Here is a 19,792-nt window from a genome sequence, read left to right on the forward strand (position 1 = left end):
GGCGCCCGGCCTGGACGCCGGCGCGCGTTGACCGGGTGGAAGACTCAGGCCTTCACGAGATGAGCGCTTTCGATGGTCGAGCGCAGCAGATCCGGAATCGGCACCGACTTGCCCGCCGCGTAGTCGATCCACACGCATTTGGCCGAGCCGCGCGCGTACAGCGTGTTCGGATCGTCGGCGCGGAACAGCTCGAAGCCTGTGTCGAAGCTGCTGCGGCCCGGCGTGCCGACTGTCATACGACCAATCACGTCGCCCGGATAGTGCAACTGCTTGAGAAACTCCATCGATGCATTGACGATCACAGGCCCCTGCCCTTCGCCATTGCCGCCCGCGATGCCAAGTTGCTCGAACCAGGAAATCCGCACCTGCTCCATGTAGCGGAAATAGACCGTGTTGTTCACATGGCCGAACGCGTCCATGTCGCCCCAGCGAATCGGCATCGACATTTCAAAAACAGGGTGGTAATCGCTCATTGCACTTCTTCTTACGGTTTGAATCGGTTTGAACTGCGCCGCGCTTTGGGGCGGCGCCATGCGTATGGCGCGACGTGCCGCGCCAGGCGGACGTCGTGCACGGGGTCCATGATCGCGCGTTTCGCATTTCTGCGCCGCGAAATGCGCGAAGGGCGTCGTGTCCGTTACGACAGACCGAAGCCGTCGTCGGCGGCAATCACGGAGCCGTTGATGAACTGGGATTCGTCGGCCGCGAGCAGCAGCAACAGCCCATCGAGATCCTCAGGCTTGCCGACGCGATGCCTCGGCAGCATCGACACCAGCTTTTGCCCCTGATCGGTCGACCAGTGATGGTGATTGATCTCGGTATCGATATAGCCCGGGCAGATCGCGTTCACGTTGATGCCGTGGCGGCCCCACTCGTGCGCCATCGCCTTCGTCATGTGCACGACGGCCGCCTTGCTCATCGAATAGAGGCCGATCTGCGGCAACACCCGCAAGCCCGCCACCGACGCGATGTTGATGATCCGGTACGGCGGCTTGTTCGTGCCGCCGCCGCGCATGATCATCCGTTTGGCCACTTCCTGCGCGACGAAAAACGCGCCGCGGGTGTTCGTGTCGAACACGTATTCGAAGTCGGCGGGCGTCACGTCGGTCAGCTTTTGAGTCGTCGACACGCCCGAGTTGTTCACGAGGATGTCGATCGTGCCAGCCTCGGTCTCGGCGTGCGCGACGGCCGACTTGATGCTCTGGTAATCGGTCACGTCGAGCGACACGACGGCGGCCGCACCGCCCGACGCCTCGATCTCGGCGCGCAGTTCCTTCAGGCGTTCGATACGTCGGCTTGCCAGCACGACCTTTGCGCCGGCTTGCGACAACACCATCGCAAACCGCTTGCCGAGTCCACTCGATGCGCCCGTAATCAGCGCAACCTTACCTTCCAGATTGATCGAACGGCCCATTGTGGTTTTCCTTGGAACGTGGATGTGACGGGGCGACGAACCGGCGCGCGGCACGGCCATGGGTCAACCCCAGGTCACAATAATAGAACGATCGTGCTAATCTTGTCTCATTGTGTTGCAGCGCAGGGATCATTCACTGACAATACGATCCCGAAAAAAGCATTCTAACGGTAAGAGGAGCATCAATGACCCCCGCAAGTCTGATCGAGCAATACGGCCCGCGCGAGTCGATGGAATATGACGTCGTGATCGTCGGCGGCGGCCCGGCCGGCCTGTCCGCGGCCATTCGCCTGAAGCAGCGCGCCGCCGAAAAAGGCGTCGAAATCGGCGTCTGCGTGCTCGAAAAAGGCTCGGAAGTCGGGGCGCATATTCTCTCGGGCGCGGTGATGGATCCGCGCGCGCTGAACGAGCTGATTCCGGACTGGAAGGAAAAAGGCGCGCCGCTGGACGTCGAAGTGACGGAAGACCGCTTCCTGTTTCTGAACGAAACGGGCGCGAAATCGGTGCCGAACTGGGCGTTGCCCGACAACTTCAAGAATCACGGCAATTACGTGATCAGCCTTGCCAATGTCACGCGCTGGCTGGGCCAGCAGGCGGAAGCGCTGGGCGTCGAGATTTTCCCTGGTTTTGCCGCGGCTGAAGTGCTGTACAACGACGACGGCTCCGTCAAGGGCGTCGCGACGGGCAATCTCGGCATCGGCAAGGACGGCGAGCCGACCGAGAATTTCCAGCTCGGCATGGAACTGCACGCGAAGTACACGCTGTTCTGCGAAGGCGCGCGCGGGCATCTGGGCCGCCAGCTTTCCGACAAGTTCAGGCTGCGCGACGGCGCCGATCCGCAGGTCTACGGCATCGGCATCAAGGAACTGTGGGAAATCGATCCCGCGAAGCACAAGCCCGGTCTCGTGATCCACACGGCTGGCTGGCCGCTCGATACGCAGACTTACGGCGGCTCGTTCCTGTATCACATCGACAACAATCAGGTGATGGTCGGCTTCGTGGTCGGCCTGGGTTATTCGAATCCGTATCTGTCGCCGTTCGAGGAATTCCAGCGCTACAAGACGCATCCGGAAATCCGCAAATTCCTGGAAGGCGGCAAGCGCGTGTCGTATGGCGCACGTGCGATCACGGCGGGCGGCCTGCTGTCGCTGCCGAAGCTCGTATTCCCGGGTGGCGCGCTGGTCGGCGATGACGCGGGCTTTTTGAACGCGTCGCGGATCAAGGGCTCGCATGCGGCGATCAAGACGGGCATGCTCGCCGCCGACGCCGCGTTCGATGCCGTGCAGGCGGGCCGTCAGAGCGACGAACTCGCGGCTTACCCGGAGTCGTTCAAGACTTCGTGGCTGCACACCGAACTGTATCGCGCACGTAACTTCAAGCAGTGGATGAGCAAGGGCCTGTATCTCGGCACGCTGATGGTCGGCATCGAGCAGAAGCTGATGGGCGGCAACGTGCCCTGGACGCTGCATCACCAGCACTGGGATCACGAGATGCTGAAACCGGCGTCGCAGTGCAAGCCGATCGAGTACCCGAAGCCGGACGGCAAGCTGACGTTCGACCGTCTGTCGTCCGTGTTCATCTCGAACACGAATCACGAAGAAAATCAGCCCGCGCACCTGACGCTCAAGGACGCGAGCGTGCCCGTCAAGGTGAACCTGCAGACCTACGCAGGGCCGGAAAGCCGCTACTGCCCGGCCGCTGTCTACGAGTTCGTAAAGAACGACGACGGCAGCGAACGGCTTGTCATCAACGCGCAGAACTGCGTGCACTGCAAGACCTGCGATATCAAGGATCCGACGCAGAACATCGTGTGGGTGACGCCCGAAGGCGGCGGCGGTCCGAACTATCCGAACATGTGAGTTCGGCAAGGCACGGCGGTTGTCCGCGTCGCCCGCAAACAGAAACGCCGCTCGATGAGCGGCGTTTTTTCATCATGGCCCAACGCAGGCGCGGCTCACGCGGCCAACGCTTCCAGCCGCACGCGAACCTGATCGAGCACGGGCGCCCATGCCCCGACGGACGGCTGACGAAACAGATCGACCGTCTGATACCACGGCGTGCGCTCCGTCTCCTCGCCCCAGAACCACGCAGACACGTGATCGAGCATCAGCCAGGTCGGCACGCCGAGCGCGCCCGCCAGATGCGCCGGGCCGCTGTCGATGGTCAGCAGCGCATCGAGATTCACGAGCAACGCGGCCACATCGTCGAAACCCGCTTCGAATTGCGGCGTCAGGTCGACGACATCCAGGTTCTGTGTCCGCCACTGCCCCACTGTCTGCTCGCGCCCAGGCGAGATCGCGAAAAAGGTCACACCGGGCACGTCCAGTATCCGCGCGAACTCATCGGCGTCGACCGAGCGGCGCCCGTCGCGGATGTGACCGGGATTGCCGTTCCATACGATGCCGACCTTGCGGTTTCCCCCGGTCGCGGCGGCGGCGACACGCGCACGCCATGCTTCGATGCGAGCCGGATCGGCGCTCAGATAAGGCCGCCCCCAGATAGAAGGCTCGTTGACGCCCAGCCGCAGCGGCAGACTCATCAGGCCGCAGTGATAGTCGGGCTTCGTGCCGAGGCTTGTTTCGATCGTGATGCCAGCGGGCAGCATGCGCTCGAACAGATGCTGCATCGGCCCCGCGTAACCAAAAACCACGCGGCCGCCTTCGCGTTGCGCGCGCTCGGCGAGCATGGGCAGAAAGCGCACGGCCCACAGACAATCGCCGTTGCCCTGCTCGCCATACACGACGAGCGCCTTGCCCGCCAGCGACTCGCCGCGCCAGTTCGGACTGATGGCCGCCAGCGCAGCCTTCGCGGCGTTCGCATCGTGCGCGAAGGCGACACGCGCTTCGTAGTCGAGCCAGCCTTGTGCGTAACGCCCCGCACGCACTTCCAGTTCCGACAGATCGAATAGCGCGTGCGCGTTGTTGGGCGTCATCTCGAGCACGCGGCGCAGCAGCGCTTCTGCTTCGCCGAACCGGCCCTGCTCCTTGATGGACAGCGCGAGCTTGTGCAACACGATGTGATTGCCCGGCGCGGCACGCGCGGCTTCGTGAAGCAGCCGCTGTGCTTCGGCGAAATCGTTGCGCTCCTGAACGGCGGCCGCGCGCCAGACGAGCGCGTTCGCGTCGCCGGCATCGCGCGCCAGCAACAGCGCGGTAGATGATTCGACGAGCGGCCAGTCGCGCAGAATGAAGGCCGTCTGCGCGACGTTGTGCAACAAACGGGGATCGCAATTCGCGTCGAGCCGGTAAGCGCGCACAAGCGCGTCGATGGCTTCGCGCAGTTGTCCCCTGTCGCCGTTCGCGTGTTCGAGCAGCGTATTGCCGAGCGCAAGCCAGTCGGCCGCGACGGCGTTTGGCAAGGACGTGCGCGCGCGCAGCGGCTCGAGCGGGTCAGCCGGGGTGAGATTGCTGGTGTTCATGTTGACTGCCCGTCAGGAACCGTCGAGCGCCCGATGTATTCGACGTTACGGCGCGCTGGCGGCGATCTTCGGCGTGCTGACGACCACGTCGCCGCATTGCGCGCGATGCCGCAGCGCATGGTCGATCAGCACCAGCGCGAGCATGGCCTCGGCGATCGGCGTGGCGCGAATGCCGACGCACGGATCGTGGCGGCCGAACGTTTCGACAATGGCGGGCTGCCCGTTCTTGTCGATCGAGCGGCGCGGCGTACGAATGCTCGACGTCGGCTTGATCGCGATCGAGACCGTGATGTCCTGTCCTGTCGAAATGCCGCCGAGCACGCCGCCCGCGTGATTGCCCACGAAGCCTTCCGGCGTGAGTTCGTCGCCATGCACGGAGCCGCGCTGCGCGACGCTCGCGAAGCCCGCACCGATCTCGACGCCCTTCACTGCGTTGATGCCCATCATCGCGTGCGCGATGTCGGCGTCGAGGCGGTCGAACAGCGGCTCGCCAAGGCCGACGGGCACGCCCGACGCGACTACGTTGATGCGCGCGCCGATCGAATCGCCGTCCTTGCGCAGGGCGTCCATGTAATCTTCGAGCTGCGGCACGATGTCGGCGTTCGGCACGAAGAATGGGTTCTCGCGCACGTATTGCCAGTCGACGAACGGCACGTCGATCTCGCCGAGCGCCGCCATGTAGCCGCGCACCTCGGTGCCGAACTTCTCGCGCAGCCATTTCTTCGCGACCGCACCGGCCGCCACCGTCGGCGCCGTCAGGCGCGCAGACGAACGGCCGCCGCCGCGATAGTCGCGAATGCCGAATTTCTGCCAATAGGTGTAGTCGGCGTGACCGGGGCGGAAGGTTTCGGCGATATTGCCGTAGTCCTTGCTGCGCTGGTCCGTGTTGCGGATCAGCAGCGCGATGGGCGCACCCGTCGTCTTGCCCTCGAAGACGCCCGAGAGAATCTCAACCTTGTCCTCTTCCTGGCGCTGCGTCACGTGGCGCGACGTGCCCGGCTTGCGGCGGTCGAGTTCGAGCTGGATGTCGGCTTCGACGAGTGACATGCCCGGCGGGCAGCCGTCGATTACACAGCCGATGGCCGGGCCGTGCGATTCGCCGAAGGTCGTGACAGTGAAGAGCGTACCGAGGGTATTGCCGGACATGAGCGTCGTCCAAAGAAATGCGGGGAGGACGTTATTATGCCAGCCCTGCCGCGCCGCCGTGGGCCATTGCGGCCCGGCGGGCCGTCATAGGACAAATGGACGGCGTGTTCTGCCCGCTGCGAGGCGACTTCACGAAGCGACCTTACTTACGCGCGCCGCGCAGTTCCGTCACGATCTGCTGCAGGCGCTCGGGCGTCGCGTCGGCGGGTTCGAGCGGATCGCCGACAGCCAGCGTCAGGCGGCTCATCACGCCTTTCTGGATCGGCCGCGGGAAGCGCGCATCCGTGCTGCGCGACCAGAAGCTGCCCCACAGGCCGCGCAACGCGATCGGGACGACGGGCACAGGCTTGCGCCGCAAGATCTCCGTGACGCCTTGGCGGAACGGATTCATGTCGCCCGTTTTCGTCAGCTTCCCTTCGGGAAAAATACAGACGAGATCGCCATCTTCGAGCGCTTTCGCGCAGGTCTCATAGGCACGCGCGAGCAACGCGGCGTCTTCGTGCGCGGGTGCAATCGGAATCGCCTTGGCGTGTCTGAACAGCCACCCGACAACAGGCGTCCGGAAGATCCGGTGATCCATCACGAAGCGGATCGGCCGCGGGCTTTCGGCCATGATGACGATGGCATCGACATAGCTCACGTGATTGCACACCAGCACGGCCGCGCCCTCTTCCGGAATGCGCTCCGTGTGAACGAGGCGAATCCGGTAGAACGTGTGCACGAGCAGCCACGCAACGAAGCGCAGCAGGAACTCCGGCACGAGCGAATAGATGTAGATCGCGACGACCACGTTGAGCAGCGCCGTCACGAGAAAGAGCCCCGGAATGCCGACACCCGCCGACGTCAGCGCGACGGCCATCAGCGCCGACACGATCATGAACAGCGAGTTGAGAATATTGTTCGCCGCGATAATCCGCGCGCGATGGCTCGGCTGGCTGCGGCTCTGGATCAGCGCATACAGCGGCACGCTGTAGAAGCCGCCGAACATCGCCAGCAGAAACAGATCGGCGAGCACGCGCCAATGCGCGGGCAGCGTCATGAATTCGGCCACCGTCAGCAGATGCCCGGCGCCCGGCAACGCGTGGCTCGCGAAGAACAGGTCGATGGCGAACACGCTGATGCCGATCGAGCCGAGCGGCACGAGACCGATCTCGATGCGCTTCTTCGACAGCCGCTCGCACATCAGCGAGCCCGTGCCGATGCCGATCGAAAACGTCGCGAGCAACACGGTGACGACGTCGGGATTCGCGGACAGCACGTCTTTCGCAAAGCGAAAGAACGACGACAGAAATGTCGCACCGACAAACCACAGCCAGGAAATACCAAGCAGACTGAGAAAGACGGTCCGGTTTTGCCGTGCGAGTTTCAGATTGCGCCAGGTTTCGCTGATCGGATTCCAGTTGATGCGCAATTCGGGCTGAGACGGTGCCGACGGCGGCACGAAGCCCGACGCCACACGCCCGATGACGGCGATCGCCACGCAGCCGAAGGCAAGAATGGCCGCGCCGTGCGCATCGGAACCCGCCGCCGCGCCGCCCATGATCGTGCCGAGCAAAATCGCGACGAAGGTACCCATCTCGACCATGCCGTTGCCGCCCACCAGTTCCGACTTCTCCAGATGCTGCGGCAGATACGCGTACTTGACGGGACCGAATACCGTCGAATGGACGCCCATCAGGAACGTGCACAGATACAGCAGCACTGCGTTGTGCAGCCAGAAGCCCGCGCCGCCTACCAGCATCACGCCGATCTCGAAGGCCTTCACGAAGCGCGTGAGCATCGCCTTGTCGTACTTGTCGGCGATCTGACCGGAGGTAGCCGAGAACAGGACAAACGGCAGAATGAAGATCGCGGAAATCAGAAAGGCCGCGGTGTTCGCATTGACGCCTGAGAAGCGCGCGGCCTGATACGTGACAAGCGACGTGAAGCCGATCTTGAAGACGTTGTCGTTCATCGCGCCCAGGAACTGGGTCCAGAAAAACGGCGCGAAGCGGCGTTCGCGCAACAGACGAAACTGCGAGCCATGCTCGTGCGCGTTGCGCCTGGCGCGTTGGGCGGTGGACAACGGACGATCGCTCATGAAGTGCTGGACAAGGGGCAAGGGTCGCCCGGTTTCACCGCCGACTGGGGGGAACGGCGGACACAAAAAAGCGCGCCGGTTACGCGCGCTTCGAGAATGATGCACTCATGCGACAGCGGAATGTCGGCAGGCCTCACGCGGCAGGCCGAAATGCCGCCCGACTCAGCGCGACGGCTGCTCCTGCTGCGGCTCGTCTTCGGCGGGCCAGTCGCGGATGTAGGCCTTCAGCATCCGGTTTTCGAAGCCTTGTTCCTCGACAACGGCCTTGGCGACGTCGTAAAAGGAAATCACGCCCATCAGCTTGCGGCTTTCCATGACGGGCAGATAGCGAACGTGATGCTCGAGCATCATGCGGCGCACTTCATTGACATCCGTTTCCGGCGTGCAGGTGAGCGGGTGATCGTCCATGATCTTGCGGATCGTGCTGCCACCGACGCTGCCGCCAGTGCGGCTCAGCACCAGGATGATCTCGCGGAACGTCAGCATGCCGACGAGGTCGCCGTACTCCATCACGACGAGCGAGCCGATATCGTGTTCCGCCATGGTGATGACGGCTTCGTTGAGCGGCGTCTCGGGCGTGACCGTAAACAGCGTGTTGCCCTTGACCTTGAGGATGTCGCTGACGCGCATGATTCGTCTCCTGTCGACGGAAGCCGGCGTGGCGCCGTTCACTCCCGCCCATACAAAGTTGTCGACGGGAATCAGCGTCTGGGCGCTCTGCCCCGGTCCCGTGCAACGTGGTTGCGGATGAAGCCTTTAGAAGCATGAAAAGGCATGACTGACTTTCGATCCTAGCGGAAAGGCCTCCAAAAAGGAAGCGGACGCCCCCGCCGATAGCGCGCCAGCGAACGTCCGGCGTGCGGCGCTCACGGACCTGTCCCCGCTTGAAAGCACCTCCCCGCGTGCCCGGTCCGCGCCCGTTTTGCGGGCACCCCGGCGTGCCTGCCCCTTCGGGCGATAACGGAGTGGTTCGCGCGCGGCGCGGTGATACGATGGCCTCCACGCTCACCTTCGCCGGGCTGACGAGGCCTGGCCGCCCACGATGTCCGCCAACCGTTTCGACACGCTCGCGCTGCATGCGGGCGCCGCCCCCGACCCTGCAACGGGCGCGCGCGCGACGCCCATCTACCAGACCACCTCGTTCACGTTCCGCGACACCGACCACGCCGCCGCGCTCTTCAACATGGAGCGCGCCGGCCACGTCTATTCGCGCATCTCGAACCCGACGGTCGCCGTGTTCGAAGAGCGCGTTGCCGCGCTCGAAAACGGCGCCGGCGCGATCGGCACGGCAAGCGGCCAGGCCGCGCTGCATCTGGCGATCGCGACCTTGATGGGCGCGGGCTCGCATATCGTCGCGTCGAGCGCACTCTATGGCGGCTCGCACAATCTGCTCAACTACACGCTGCGCCGCTTCGGCATCGAGACGACGTTCGTCAAACCCGGCAACGTCGACGCGTGGCGCGCGGCGCTGCGCCCGAACACGAAGCTGCTGTTCGGCGAGACGCTCGGCAACCCCGGCCTGGACGTGCTCGACATCGCGACCGTCGCGCAGATTGCGCACGGGCACCGCGTGCCGCTGCTCGTCGATTCGACCTTCACCACGCCGTATCTGCTCAAGCCTTTCGATCACGGCGCCGACTTCGTGTACCACTCGGCGACCAAGTTCCTGGGCGGCCATGGCACGACGATAGGCGGCGTGCTCGTCGACGGCGGCACGTTCGACTTCGAGGCCTCCGGGCGCTTCCCCGAGTTCACCGAGCCCTACGAGGGCTTTCACGGCATGGTGTTCGCCGAGGAGAGCACCGTCGCGCCTTTCCTGCTGCGTGCGCGCCGCGAAGGGCTGCGCGACTTCGGCGCGTGCCTGCATCCGCAGGCCGCGTGGCAACTGCTTCAGGGCATCGAAACGCTGCCGCTGCGCATGGAACGCCATGTCGCGAATACACGCAAGGTGGTCGAATTCCTCGCCGCGCATGCCGCCGTCGAATCCGTCGCGTATCCCGAGCTGCCGACGCACCCGGACCATGCGCTCGCCCAACGCCTGCTGCCGCGCGGCGCGGGCGCCGTGTTCAGCTTCAACCTGCGCGGCGACCGCGCCGCCGGCCGCGCATTCATCGAAGCACTGTCGCTGTTCTCGCATCTCGCGAATGTCGGCGACGCGCGTTCGCTCGTCATCCATCCCGCATCGACGACGCATTTCCGCATGGACGCCGCCGCGCTCGCCGCAGCGGGCATCGCGGAAGGCACGATCCGGCTGTCGATCGGCCTCGAAGATCCCGACGATCTGATCGACGACCTCAAGCGCGCGCTCAAGGCCGCGCAAAAATCAGGCGAGCGTTCCGCGCCTCAACCCGCCGCCCCGCGCAAGGAGTCCGCATGATCGTCGACGTCAACGGCATTTCGGCCTACGTCTACACGGGCGGCAAGGCATTCGACGCCGCCTTGCCCACCGCCGTCTTCATTCATGGCGCGGAGAACGATCACAGCGTCTGGGCCCTGCAGACGCGCTACTTCGCGCACCACGGCTTCGGCGTACTGGCCGTCGATCTGCCCGGCCATCATCGCAGCGCCGGCCCCGCGCTGACGAGCATTGGCGCAATGGCCGACTGGCTCGCCGCCCTGCTCGACGCCGTAGGCGTGTCGCGCGCACTCGTCGCGGGGCACAGCATGGGCTCGCTCGTCGCGCTCGATTTCGCTTCACGCTATCCGTCGCGCGCGACGCATCTTGCGCTCCTCGGGACGGCCGTGCCGATGGCCGTCTCCGACACCCTGCTCGAGGCCGCCCGCGAACGCGAACCGGACGCGATCGCCATGGTCAACGCGTGGTCGCATTCGACCCTCGCCGCCAAGCCGTCCTGCCCCGCGCCGGGCTTCTGGCTGCAAGGCATGAACGCGCGCCTGATGGAGCGTGTTTCGGCGACGGGCGAGCCACGGCTTTTCCACACCGACTTCAACGCCTGCAACGCTTACACGGACGGGCTTGCGCGCGCCGCTCAAGTGACGTGCCCCACGCGTCTGATAGTCGGCAAACGCGACGTGATGACGCCGCCGCGCGCAGCCAAAGCGCTCGCCGATGCGCTGCGCGCGGCGAACGTGCCCGTCGATACCGTCATGCTCGACGCCGGCCACGCGCTGATGTCCGAGCAGCCCGACGCGACGCTCGATGCGCTCTATGCGTTGGCGAAGTCACGCACTTCCGACCGTCCACCAGCAGAACATTAACGGCTCGCAGCCCCGCCCGCCATTGGCCGAATGGCCAGGTTGCGCGCATCCGACGATCGCAGCAGAATGAATCCATGACGGCGGGGTTGGGACAGCGTCGACGGCGCTCCCGGACCTCGGACAGGCAATGGAGGCGCTCATGGGCCATCAGACCACGCACAAAACGCACGACGAACACTTCGCGAACTTCGCGCAGTTCTATCCGTACTATCTGACCGAGCATCGCAACACGGTGTCGCGGCGGCTGCATTTCATCGGATCGCTGGGTGTGATCGGCTGCGCCGCCATGGCGCTCGCGACGGGTGACTGGCTGTGGCTGCCCGCCGCCGTGGTGTGCGGCTACGGCTTCGCATGGGTCGGCCATTTCTTCTTCGAGAAGAACCGGCCCGCGACCTTCCGGCATCCCATCTACAGCCTGATGGGCGACTGGGTGATGTTCAAGGACATCTGCACCGGGCGGATTTCGCTATAGCGGCGCCGTCCGGCCAGTCGTTCAGGCCGTCTGCCGGGGCAATGCCGCCGCGCCGCCCACGGGCGGATTCTGCTGCGCGGCGCCGCGCGTCAGGGCGCGGGCCGTCAGCAAGGTCGCCAGACTCACGTTGAGACCGGTGTTATCGAGCGCGGCAAGCAGCGTCGCGCTGTCCACGCGCGTCGAATCGAGATTCAGCTGATACGCCAGTTCCGCGCGGTCGATCACGAACAGATCGAAGAGCCGCTCGACAGTGATCTGGTTCGGATTCGCGACCAGCAGAAATCGCGGCCGGTGGCCGTTTTCATCGAGCTGCACGATCCAGTCGATCGCTTCGAGCTGCTGCAACAGGCGCACCGTCGTTTCCATATCGCGGCGCAACGCGCGCGCGAGTTCCGGCACCGTGTAGCCGTGCGTGCCCGCCTCGCGCGCTTCGACGAGGCGTGCGAGGAGTTCGAGCGAGTCAAGCAGATCGCTGCCCGGGAAGTCGGGGCGATGGAATTGCCCTGTGCGTATGGCCGGCAGCGCCGACGCGATCATCGCGCCCGCCAGCGTGATGAACCAGCTCAGGTACATCCACAGCAGAAACAGCGGCACAACGGCGAACGCACCGTAGACAGCCGTATAGGTCGGAATGCGCCGGATATAGAAGCCGAAACCGCGCTTTGCCAGTTCGAACGCGATCGCGGCCGTCACGCCGCCGACGATGGCATCGCGCCATTCCACCCGGCAGTTCGGCAGAAACACGTAGAGCATCGTGAACGCGAGCACCGTCAGCGGCAGTGCAGCGCCCGCGAGCGCCCATTCGATCAGCGGCGTGATGCGCTGTGCAGCCGTATAAGTCATCGACTGCGTGAACAGGTACGAAGAGATCGACAGGCTCACGCCGATCAGGATAGGACCGAGCGTCAGCACCGCCCAGTAGACCAGCACGCGCTGCGCGAACGGCCGCGCCTTGCGCACGCGCCAGATCACGTTGAACGCCGACTCGACCGTCATCATCGTCATCACCGACGTGACGAACAGGATGATCATGCCGAGCGTGGTCAGCCCCTTCGCCTTCGATGCGAACTGGTTCAGATATCTGAAGATCTGGCTGCTGACCTGGTCGGGCATCAGGTGCTCGGCCAGAAACGTCTGCAGAGACACCTGGAACTGCGCGAAGATCGGAAATGCAGTGAAGAGCGCGAATGCGACAGTCGCAAGCGGCACCAGCGACAGCATCGTCGTGAACGTGAGACTGCCCGCCACCTGTGGAATGCGATCCTCGCTGCTGCGCTTCGCGGCGAACGCCGCCAGACGCTTGAGCGTGTCGAGATCGAAACGCAACCTGGACAACAAACCGACCTCCTCCACTTCAGTGCACGCGTCAGACGCGCTATAACCGATGCCGCGCGGCAATCAGCGCGTTCACGAAACTCAACCCGTGAGCGGACCGCAAGACCCGCGCGAACCACCGCGCGGACGAACTCACGGCGCCGTCAGCGAACCCACCCCTATAATACCCGTTCACTGCCCATGCCTATGAAAGACATCCTCGTGCTTTACTACAGCCGGCACGGCGCCACGCGCGAGCTCGCGCTGGCGATCGCGCACGGCGTCGACAGCGTTCCCGGCATGCAGGCGCGCGTGCGCACGGTGCCGCCCGTCTCGACGGTCTGCGAAGCGACGCAGCCCGACATTCCCGCAGAAGGTCCGCCGTACGCGGAGTTGCGCGACCTCGAAGAGTGCGCGGGACTCGCGCTCGGCTCGCCGACCCGCTTCGGCAACATGGCCGCTTCGCTCAAATATTTTCTCGACGGCACCACGCCGCAGTGGCTCTCGGGCGCGCTCGCGGGCAAGCCGGCCTGCGTGTTCACGTCGACGGGCAGCCTGCACGGCGGCCAGGAATCGACGCTGCTGTCGATGATGCTGCCGCTACTGCATCACGGCATGCTGATCCTCGGCATTCCGTACACCGAAAGCACGTTGACGACGACGCAAACGGGCGGCACGCCCTACGGCGCCTCGCACTTTGCGCGAGCGGACTCCGCCGGCCACGGCATTTCCGCCGACGAGAAGACGCTCGCCATCGCGCTCGGCGCGCGGATCGCGCGCACCGCGGCATCGATGACCGAGCGGCCCTGACCATGGCGCGCGCCGCCGACGCTCCGACCTTTGACGCACGAGGCAACCGCGCCGCCGCGTCGGGCGCGCTGCTTGCGCTCGCCGTGCTGATTGCGCTGTGCATCGCGTGGGAATGGTGGCTTGCGCCGTTGCGCGCGGGCGGCTCGCTGCTCGTGCTGAAGGCCGCGCCGCTGCTGCTCGCGCTGCCCGGCGTGTCGCGCAAACGGCTCTACACCTTGCAATGGGCGTCGATGCTGAGCCTGCTGTACCTGATGGAAGGCATCGTGCGCGGCATGTCCGATCGGGGCTTAAGCGCGCGGCTCGGCTGGTGCGAGGCGCTGCTCGCCGCCGCGTTCTTCGTGTGCGCGCTCGTGTATGTCGCGCCGTTCAAGCGCGCGGCGAAGCACCGTGCGCGCAGCGAAAACGAGACGGCTGGCGGGCCCGCTTCCCGTTGACGTTCACGCCCCGCCTGTCACGCGCGATGCGGTCACAGCCATGATCGCGGCGCGCTTCGCTCCATCAACCTGCCGTCATCGTGAAGCGTCGCACCCAGCCGAACACGCCCCACCCGCTCTGACCGACCACCATGAATTCCGTTGCTCCTTCGCCCTTTATCGCTGCATGCGCCGATACCATCGGCGCGGCGCACGTGCTCACCGATGACCACGACACCGCCCCCTATCTGACCGACTGGCGCCGCCGCTATACGGGCAGCGCGTGCGCGGTGCTGTGTCCGTCGAAGGCGGAAGAAGTCGCCGCGCTCGTGCGGCTCGCAAACGAACACCGCATCGCCCTCGTGCCCCAAGGCGGCAACACGGGTCTCGCGGGCGGCGCCACGCCGGACGCAAGCGGCGCGCAAGCCGTGCTGAGTCTCAAGCGCCTGAACCGCGTGCGCGATGTCGATCCGCACAACAACACGATCACCGTCGAAGCGGGCGTCGTGCTGGCCGACGTGCAGGCGCGCGCGGAAGCGGCAGACCGCCTGTTCCCGCTGAGCCTCGCAGCGGAAGGCAGTTGCACGATCGGCGGCAATCTGTCGACGAACGCGGGCGGCACGGGCGTGCTGCGCTACGGCAACACGCGCGAGCTGTGTCTCGGGCTCGAAGTCGTGACGCCGCAAGGCGAGTTGTGGGACGGCTTGCGCGGACTGCGCAAGGACAATACGGGCTACGATCTGCGCGATCTGTTTATCGGCGCGGAAGGCACGCTCGGCATCATCACGGCGGCCGTGATGAAACTGCATCCGCAGCCGGCCGCACAGGTGACGGCGCTCGCCGCACTGCCTTCGCCGCATGCCGCGCTGGATTTCCTGTCGCTCGCCCAACGCCACGCCGGGCCATTGCTGACGGGCTTCGAACTGATGTCGGATTTCTGCCTGAGGCTCGTGAACGGGCACTTCCCGCAGATGCGCTATCCGTTCGCCGAGCCGCACGCGCAAATCGTGCTGCTCGAACTGTCCGATAGCGAAAGCGAGGAACACGCGCGCGCCCTCTTCGAGCGGCTGATGGAAACGGCGCTCGAAAGCGGTCTCGTCGAAGATGCCGTGGTCGCGGAAAATCTCGCGCAATCGCAGGCGTTCTGGGATCTGCGCGAGCATATTCCGCTCGCGCAAGCCGAGGAAGGGCTGAACATCAAGCACGACATCGCGGTGCCGATTTCGCGTATCGGCCACTTCATCGAGGAAACGGATGCGTCGATTGCGAAGGCCGTGCCCGGCGCGCGCATGGTCACGTTCGGCCATCTCGGCGACGGCAATCTGCATTACAACGTGCAGGCGCCCGAGGGCGTCGACGCGAAGCAGTTTCTCGCTCAATATCAGAGTGTGATGAATCAGATCGTCTACGACAGCGTGCATCGCCATCGCGGCAGCATCAGTGCGGAACACGGACTCGGTCAGTTGAAGGTTGACGAAGCCGCGCACTACAAGTCGGAAGTCGAAGTCCGTCTGATGAAGACACTGAAAGCCGCGTTCGACCCGCTGAACCTGATGAATCCCGGCAAGGTGCTACGCTAGCGGAAATGGAAATCGACGGGAGACGTCCATGAAAATTCGCGTGCTGTCCGACCTGCATCTGGAAAACGACGCGCCGGAAATCATCCCGCACGCGGACGCCGATCTCGTCGTGCTGGCAGGCGACATCCACAATCACGCCGAAGGCTTGCGCTGGGCAGCTGAAACGTTCGACGGCGCGGTGCCCGTCGTGTATGTGCCCGGCAATCACGAGTACTACGACGGCGAATTCGGCGCACTGGAAGCGGCGATGCGCGACGCTGCCGCGAGCATCGACAACGTGCACTATCTGAACAACGAGACGCTCGTCGATCCACGCGGGCAATGGCGCGTGCTGGGCACGACGCTATGGACCGACTTCGATCTGTACGGTTCCGATGAAGCAACGCGGGCGACGTCGATTGCCGCCGCCGAGCGTGCGATGCTCGACTACCGCGGGCTGATTCAGGTGACGTGGACGGCGGGTAACAAAACAGGCGGACCCGGCGCGGCGAGCGGGTTGCAGGACGGCTTGCAGGACGGGTTGCAGGACAACACGCCACGCAATCTGACGGCCGCCGATACACTCGCGCTGCATCGCCATGCGCGCGCGTGGCTCGAAGGCGAACTGGCAAAACCGTTCGCGGGCCAGACGATCGTCGTCACGCATCATGCGCCGCATCGGCGCAGTCTGGCCGAGCGTTATGCGGAAGACCCGGTGTCAGCCGGTTTCGTCAACGATCTGCCGTCGCTCGTGCGCGAGCCTGTGACACTGTGGGTGCATGGCCACACGCATACGGCATTCGATTACGTGGAAAACGGCACGCGCGTGGTGTGCAACCCGCGCGGCTATCTCGACCGGCGCACGCGCGCGCTTGAAAATGCGGCGTTTGCGTGGACCAGGGTGGTCGAAATCTGATCCAGGCGGAACCTGCGAATCACATCCCGCTGATATCGCGCGAGCGCCGTGCCGGCCGCTCGATACGCACCGGCACGAGGCGCGGTTGCGGCCTCATCCGTCGCAGCAGATCGCGCGACGCGGCAATTCCGATCAATCCAACCATGACGGCGACGCCGATCATCAGCAGGTGCGTATCCATGTTGTCCTCTTCGATTCCAGATGTGCTTGCGCGCCGAAATTTGCCGGCCTTGATGAAACGTTAGCAAACCCGATGCCGCGAGGAAAGTAAGCAAGTGTTGCGGCGCGACATGGGGATGTAACAGTCCGTCAAAGGCTGTCCCACGCATATCGCGCCATCAGGCGGCTATTTCAAGTGCGCGCGAACTTGCGCAGTTCGGCCTGATCGGCGGCGAGCGTCGCGGGCAATTCGTCGCGCAGGAACTCGACCCACGTGCGGATCTTCGCGTCCAGATACTGCCGCGACGGATACAGCGCGTACACATTCATCTCCTGCGAGATGTACTCGGGCAGAATCCACACGAGTTCGCCGCTGCGCAGACCCGCAATCGCCGAATAGATGGGCAGCACCGCGACGCCCATGCCTTCGCGCACGGCCACGGCCATCGCCTCGGCCACGTTGATCTGGAACGTCGCCGCGCCCAGATGCAGCGTCTCCTGCCCGTTCGGACCGTCGAAGGTCCATTCGTCGGCGGGCGTCACAGGCGTGATCATTTGCAGACAGGTATGGCCGCGCAGATCGGCAAGCGTCTGCGGCACGCCGTTGCGCTCCAGATAGTCGGGCGACGCGCACGCGATGCTGAACGCGCTGCCGAGCCGCTGCGACACGAGGCCCGAATCGGGCAGGCTTTGCGCGAGGACGAGCGCGACGTCATACCCTTCGTCGAGCAGATCGGGCATGCGCTGCGCGAGCGTCAGCTCGAGATGCACATCGGGATAGCGCTGCTGATAACGCCCCACGGCCGGCACCACGTAATGCTGGCCGAAGCTCGTCATCGCGTGAACTTTCAGCTTGCCGGAGGGACGTGCATGCGCGTCGCTGGCCTCGGCTTCCGCCTGGTCGACGTACGCAAGAATCTGCTCGCAGCGCTGCAGGTAGCGTTCGCCGGCTTCCGTGAGCGCAATGCGGCGCGTCGTGCGGTTCAACAGACGCGTGCGCAGATGCGCCTCCAGATCGGACACGGCACGCGATGCATACGCCGTCGTCGTATTGAGATGCTGGGCCGCGCCCGTAAAGCTGCCCGCTTCGACGACGCGGGCAAATACGCGCATGTTCTGAAGCGTATCCATGATTCACATCCAATCTTCCTGTACCGGGAAGGATTGTTGCACGATTTGGAAAGGCGATTATCTCATTCTCCGTAAGTATGCGTTACATCCATGCGGGTTATTCGCTAATTAAGGGAAAAATATAATTCCCCACAAGGTTCTATCGTCATTTGGGGAGCAAATCGTGCAGTTTCCGGTAAGAAAAGGGATCGCCGCACTGTCGGTTCTTACGATCTCGTTGATAATCGCCGGCTGTGCGAGCACGGGACACATCGCGCCCCAATCGGCCAGCACCGATCCCGCGTCGCTCGACGTCGGCGCCGCGATCCGCGCGGCCAATGCCGACGCGCAATGGCCCGCCGCCGACTGGTGGCGCGCCTATAACGATCCGCAGCTGAACGCCTGGATCGAACAGGCGCAGGCGGGCAATCCGTCACTCGCGGCGGCGCAGGCGCGCGTGCGCGAGGCGCGGTCGATCGCGGGCGTCGCGAAATCGGCGGAACTGCCGCAGGTCAACGGCAGCATGCAGATCCAGCGCAAGCAGTGGCCCAACAACGTCTTCTACGGTCCGGGCGAGCTGGCTGGCCAGCAGTCATGGAACAACACGGCCGAACTCGGCCTGTCCTACCACCTCGATCTGTGGGGCAAGGACAGGAACGCGACCGAGGAAGCACTCGACGTCGCGCACGCGCGCGCCGCCGATTACCGCGCCGCGCAGCTCGAACTCGAAGCGAACATCGTGCGCGCGTATATCCAGATGTCGCTGAACTACGCGCTGCTCGACATCGCAAAGTCGACACTGGAACAGCAGCAACAGGTCGCGGCGCTCGCGAACCGGCGGCTGAAAGGCGGCATCGGCACCCAGCTCGAAGTCGCGCAGGCGGAAACGCCACTGCCCGAATACGAACGCCAGATCGACGCGATCGAAGAATCGATCGCGCTCGGCCGCAATCAGCTGGCCGCGCTCGCGGGCAAAGGCCCCGGCGCGGGCGATTCGATCACGCGCCCGCAGCTCGCACTGTCCGGCGTCGCGGGCCTGCCGTCGACGATGCCCGCCGAACTGATCGGCCATCGTCCGGATATCGTCGCGGCGCGCTGGACGGTTGCCGCGCAGGCGCGCGGCATCGACGTCGCGAAGGCCGATTTCTATCCGAACATCGATCTGCTCGCGTCCGTCGGCGGCTATGCGGCGATGGGGCCGCTGTTCGGCTTCCTGAAGTCGCAGGCGGGCGGCTGGACGGCGGGCCCGGCGCTGTCGCTGCCCATCTTCACGGGCGGGCGTCTGCGTTCGCAACTGGGCGCGGCGTCGGCGGGCTATGACGTGGCCGTCGAGCAATACAACCAGTCGATCGTCAACGCTCTAAAGGAAATCGCCGACGAAGTCGTGCGGATGCGTTCGCTCGACACGCAGTTGAAGGACGCGCAGCGCTCCGTCGCGACGGCCAACAAGAGTTATCAGCTGGCGCGCGAAGGTTATCGACGCGGCCTGACCGACTACGTGAACGTGCTGATTGCGCAGACGCAGCTGCTGCGCGCGCAGGAAGGCATCGCGAAGGTCCAGGCGGGACAGTTGCAGGCGCACGCGACGCTCGTCGCAGCGCTCGGCGGCGGCGTGATCGATCCCGCCGAAGGTCCGTCGCAAAAGGACGTGCTGCCTGCGCACGGCAAGGGCAAGAGCAACGGCACAAGCGACGGCACAAGCAACGGCGCGACGAAGGCGGCCGCGACGGCCACGCCCGGCGCTCACTGACAGGAGCGCCGC

At 64.9% G+C, this 19,792-nt stretch carries 18 protein-coding genes; 9 read left to right on the top strand and 9 right to left on the bottom strand.

Going from position 1 to position 19,792, the window contains the following annotated elements; all coding sequences use genetic code 11:
- Positions 1 to 44 precede the first annotated feature (44 nt).
- Both FRZ40_RS05900 and FRZ40_RS05905 read right to left on the bottom strand, forming a co-directional pair.
- Positions 45 to 473, bottom strand: a complete 429-nt coding sequence (locus FRZ40_RS05900) for an acyl-CoA thioesterase (protein WP_028368831.1) — start codon at positions 471 to 473, stop codon at positions 45 to 47.
- Between the two features lie 164 nt (positions 474 to 637).
- Positions 638 to 1,414 carry an SDR family oxidoreductase gene (locus tag FRZ40_RS05905; RefSeq protein WP_028368832.1) on the bottom strand — a complete coding sequence of 259 codons (777 nt, stop codon included), beginning with the start codon at positions 1,412 to 1,414 and terminating at the stop codon, positions 638 to 640.
- Positions 1,415 to 1,599: 185 nt separating this feature from the next.
- On the opposite strand from FRZ40_RS05905, the gene FRZ40_RS05910 reads away from it, so the two are divergent.
- Complete coding sequence (locus FRZ40_RS05910) at positions 1,600 to 3,273, top strand: electron transfer flavoprotein-ubiquinone oxidoreductase (protein ID WP_147233613.1); 1,674 nt, start codon at positions 1,600 to 1,602, stop codon at positions 3,271 to 3,273.
- Positions 3,274 to 3,368: 95 nt separating this feature from the next.
- Here the strand turns inward: FRZ40_RS05910 and FRZ40_RS05915 are convergent, their stop codons facing one another.
- The 4 genes from FRZ40_RS05915 to FRZ40_RS05930 form a co-directional block, all read right to left on the bottom strand.
- The gene (locus tag FRZ40_RS05915; RefSeq protein WP_147233614.1) at positions 3,369 to 4,832 is read right to left on the bottom strand and encodes a tetratricopeptide repeat protein; all 1,464 of its coding nucleotides are present in this window, start codon (positions 4,830 to 4,832) and stop codon (positions 3,369 to 3,371) included.
- Positions 4,833 to 4,877: 45 nt separating this feature from the next.
- Positions 4,878 to 5,978, bottom strand: a complete 1,101-nt coding sequence (gene aroC / locus FRZ40_RS05920; RefSeq protein ID WP_028370382.1) for a chorismate synthase — start codon at positions 5,976 to 5,978, stop codon at positions 4,878 to 4,880.
- A gap of 142 nt (positions 5,979 to 6,120) precedes the next feature.
- Positions 6,121 to 8,058 carry an MFS transporter gene (locus FRZ40_RS05925; protein WP_147233615.1) on the bottom strand — a complete coding sequence of 646 codons (1,938 nt, stop codon included), beginning with the start codon at positions 8,056 to 8,058 and terminating at the stop codon, positions 6,121 to 6,123.
- Positions 8,059 to 8,220: 162 nt separating this feature from the next.
- The gene (locus tag FRZ40_RS05930) at positions 8,221 to 8,688 is read right to left on the bottom strand and encodes a CBS domain-containing protein (protein WP_028370380.1); all 468 of its coding nucleotides are present in this window, start codon (positions 8,686 to 8,688) and stop codon (positions 8,221 to 8,223) included.
- Positions 8,689 to 9,100: 412 nt separating this feature from the next.
- Here FRZ40_RS05930 and FRZ40_RS05935 point away from each other — a divergent pair, with 412 nt between their 5' ends.
- The 3 genes from FRZ40_RS05935 (at position 9,101) to FRZ40_RS05945 (ending at position 11,749) form a co-directional block, all read left to right on the top strand.
- Complete coding sequence (locus FRZ40_RS05935; protein WP_147233616.1) at positions 9,101 to 10,435, top strand: O-acetylhomoserine aminocarboxypropyltransferase; 1,335 nt, start codon at positions 9,101 to 9,103, stop codon at positions 10,433 to 10,435.
- Positions 10,432 to 11,277 carry an alpha/beta fold hydrolase gene (locus tag FRZ40_RS05940; protein ID WP_147233617.1) on the top strand — a complete coding sequence of 282 codons (846 nt, stop codon included), beginning with the start codon at positions 10,432 to 10,434 and terminating at the stop codon, positions 11,275 to 11,277. Before FRZ40_RS05935 ends, FRZ40_RS05940 begins: the two co-directional genes overlap by 4 nt.
- Positions 11,278 to 11,416: 139 nt before the next feature.
- On the top strand, positions 11,417 to 11,749 hold the full coding sequence (locus tag FRZ40_RS05945) for an Mpo1-like protein (protein ID WP_028370377.1): 333 nt from the start codon (positions 11,417 to 11,419) through the stop codon (positions 11,747 to 11,749).
- 21 nt (positions 11,750 to 11,770) lie between these two features.
- Here the strand turns inward: FRZ40_RS05945 and FRZ40_RS05950 are convergent, their stop codons facing one another.
- Positions 11,771 to 13,087 carry a YihY family inner membrane protein gene (locus FRZ40_RS05950; protein WP_193566972.1) on the bottom strand — a complete coding sequence of 439 codons (1,317 nt, stop codon included), beginning with the start codon at positions 13,085 to 13,087 and terminating at the stop codon, positions 11,771 to 11,773.
- A gap of 183 nt (positions 13,088 to 13,270) precedes the next feature.
- Here FRZ40_RS05950 and wrbA point away from each other — a divergent pair, with 183 nt between their 5' ends.
- The 4 genes from wrbA to FRZ40_RS05970 all read left to right on the top strand — a co-directional run bounded on the left by wrbA (position 13,271) and on the right by FRZ40_RS05970 (position 16,761).
- Entirely contained in the window at positions 13,271 to 13,873 is a 603-nt protein-coding gene (wrbA, locus tag FRZ40_RS05955) for an NAD(P)H:quinone oxidoreductase (RefSeq protein ID WP_028370375.1), read from the top strand.
- A 2-nt stretch (positions 13,874 to 13,875) separates the two neighbouring features.
- Entirely contained in the window at positions 13,876 to 14,307 is a 432-nt protein-coding gene (locus FRZ40_RS05960; RefSeq protein ID WP_147233618.1) for a DUF2069 domain-containing protein, read from the top strand.
- 131 nt (positions 14,308 to 14,438) lie between these two features.
- Positions 14,439 to 15,866, top strand: coding sequence for an FAD-binding oxidoreductase (locus tag FRZ40_RS05965; RefSeq protein WP_147233619.1), 1,428 nt, complete (start codon positions 14,439 to 14,441; stop codon positions 15,864 to 15,866).
- Between the two features lie 28 nt (positions 15,867 to 15,894).
- Complete coding sequence (locus tag FRZ40_RS05970; protein WP_147233620.1) at positions 15,895 to 16,761, top strand: metallophosphoesterase; 867 nt, start codon at positions 15,895 to 15,897, stop codon at positions 16,759 to 16,761.
- Positions 16,762 to 16,780: 19 nt separating this feature from the next.
- On the opposite strand, the gene FRZ40_RS44320 is transcribed toward FRZ40_RS05970, so the two are convergent.
- Positions 16,781 to 16,942 (bottom strand): hypothetical protein, encoded by a 162-nt coding sequence (locus FRZ40_RS44320; RefSeq protein ID WP_167528642.1) that lies wholly within the window; start codon positions 16,940 to 16,942, stop codon positions 16,781 to 16,783.
- Positions 16,943 to 17,112: 170 nt separating this feature from the next.
- A complete protein-coding gene (locus FRZ40_RS05975; RefSeq protein WP_147233621.1) occupies positions 17,113 to 18,051 on the bottom strand; it encodes a LysR family transcriptional regulator in 939 nt (312 codons plus the stop codon).
- A gap of 163 nt (positions 18,052 to 18,214) precedes the next feature.
- On the opposite strand from FRZ40_RS05975, the gene FRZ40_RS05980 reads away from it, so the two are divergent.
- Positions 18,215 to 19,780 carry an efflux transporter outer membrane subunit gene (locus FRZ40_RS05980; protein ID WP_147233622.1) on the top strand — a complete coding sequence of 522 codons (1,566 nt, stop codon included), beginning with the start codon at positions 18,215 to 18,217 and terminating at the stop codon, positions 19,778 to 19,780.
- Positions 19,781 to 19,792: the final 12 nt, after the last annotated feature.

This window comes from Paraburkholderia azotifigens (assembly GCF_007995085.1).
In the GTDB taxonomy this organism is placed as follows: domain Bacteria; phylum Pseudomonadota; class Gammaproteobacteria; order Burkholderiales; family Burkholderiaceae; genus Paraburkholderia; species Paraburkholderia azotifigens.

What these genes read in the sequence shown, in the direction of transcription:
- FRZ40_RS05900 (WP_028368831.1), bottom strand. Translation starts at nt 473, where the DNA reads ATGAGCGATTACCACCCTGTTTTTGAAATGTCGATGCCGATTCGCTGG.
- FRZ40_RS05905 (WP_028368832.1), bottom strand. Translation starts at nt 1,414, where the DNA reads ATGGGCCGTTCGATCAATCTGGAAGGTAAGGTTGCGCTGATTACGGGC.
- FRZ40_RS05910 (WP_147233613.1), top strand. Translation starts at nt 1,600, where the DNA reads ATGACCCCCGCAAGTCTGATCGAGCAATACGGCCCGCGCGAGTCGATG.
- FRZ40_RS05915 (WP_147233614.1), bottom strand. Translation starts at nt 4,832, where the DNA reads ATGAACACCAGCAATCTCACCCCGGCTGACCCGCTCGAGCCGCTGCGC.
- aroC (WP_028370382.1), bottom strand. Translation starts at nt 5,978, where the DNA reads ATGTCCGGCAATACCCTCGGTACGCTCTTCACTGTCACGACCTTCGGC.
- FRZ40_RS05925 (WP_147233615.1), bottom strand. Translation starts at nt 8,058, where the DNA reads ATGAGCGATCGTCCGTTGTCCACCGCCCAACGCGCCAGGCGCAACGCG.
- FRZ40_RS05930 (WP_028370380.1), bottom strand. Translation starts at nt 8,688, where the DNA reads ATGCGCGTCAGCGACATCCTCAAGGTCAAGGGCAACACGCTGTTTACG.
- FRZ40_RS05935 (WP_147233616.1), top strand. Translation starts at nt 9,101, where the DNA reads ATGTCCGCCAACCGTTTCGACACGCTCGCGCTGCATGCGGGCGCCGCC.
- FRZ40_RS05940 (WP_147233617.1), top strand. Translation starts at nt 10,432, where the DNA reads ATGATCGTCGACGTCAACGGCATTTCGGCCTACGTCTACACGGGCGGC.
- FRZ40_RS05945 (WP_028370377.1), top strand. Translation starts at nt 11,417, where the DNA reads ATGGGCCATCAGACCACGCACAAAACGCACGACGAACACTTCGCGAAC.
- wrbA (WP_028370375.1), top strand. Translation starts at nt 13,271, where the DNA reads ATGAAAGACATCCTCGTGCTTTACTACAGCCGGCACGGCGCCACGCGC.
- FRZ40_RS05960 (WP_147233618.1), top strand. Translation starts at nt 13,876, where the DNA reads ATGGCGCGCGCCGCCGACGCTCCGACCTTTGACGCACGAGGCAACCGC.
- FRZ40_RS05965 (WP_147233619.1), top strand. Translation starts at nt 14,439, where the DNA reads ATGAATTCCGTTGCTCCTTCGCCCTTTATCGCTGCATGCGCCGATACC.
- FRZ40_RS05970 (WP_147233620.1), top strand. Translation starts at nt 15,895, where the DNA reads ATGAAAATTCGCGTGCTGTCCGACCTGCATCTGGAAAACGACGCGCCG.
- FRZ40_RS44320 (WP_167528642.1), bottom strand. Translation starts at nt 16,942, where the DNA reads ATGGATACGCACCTGCTGATGATCGGCGTCGCCGTCATGGTTGGATTG.
- FRZ40_RS05975 (WP_147233621.1), bottom strand. Translation starts at nt 18,051, where the DNA reads ATGGATACGCTTCAGAACATGCGCGTATTTGCCCGCGTCGTCGAAGCG.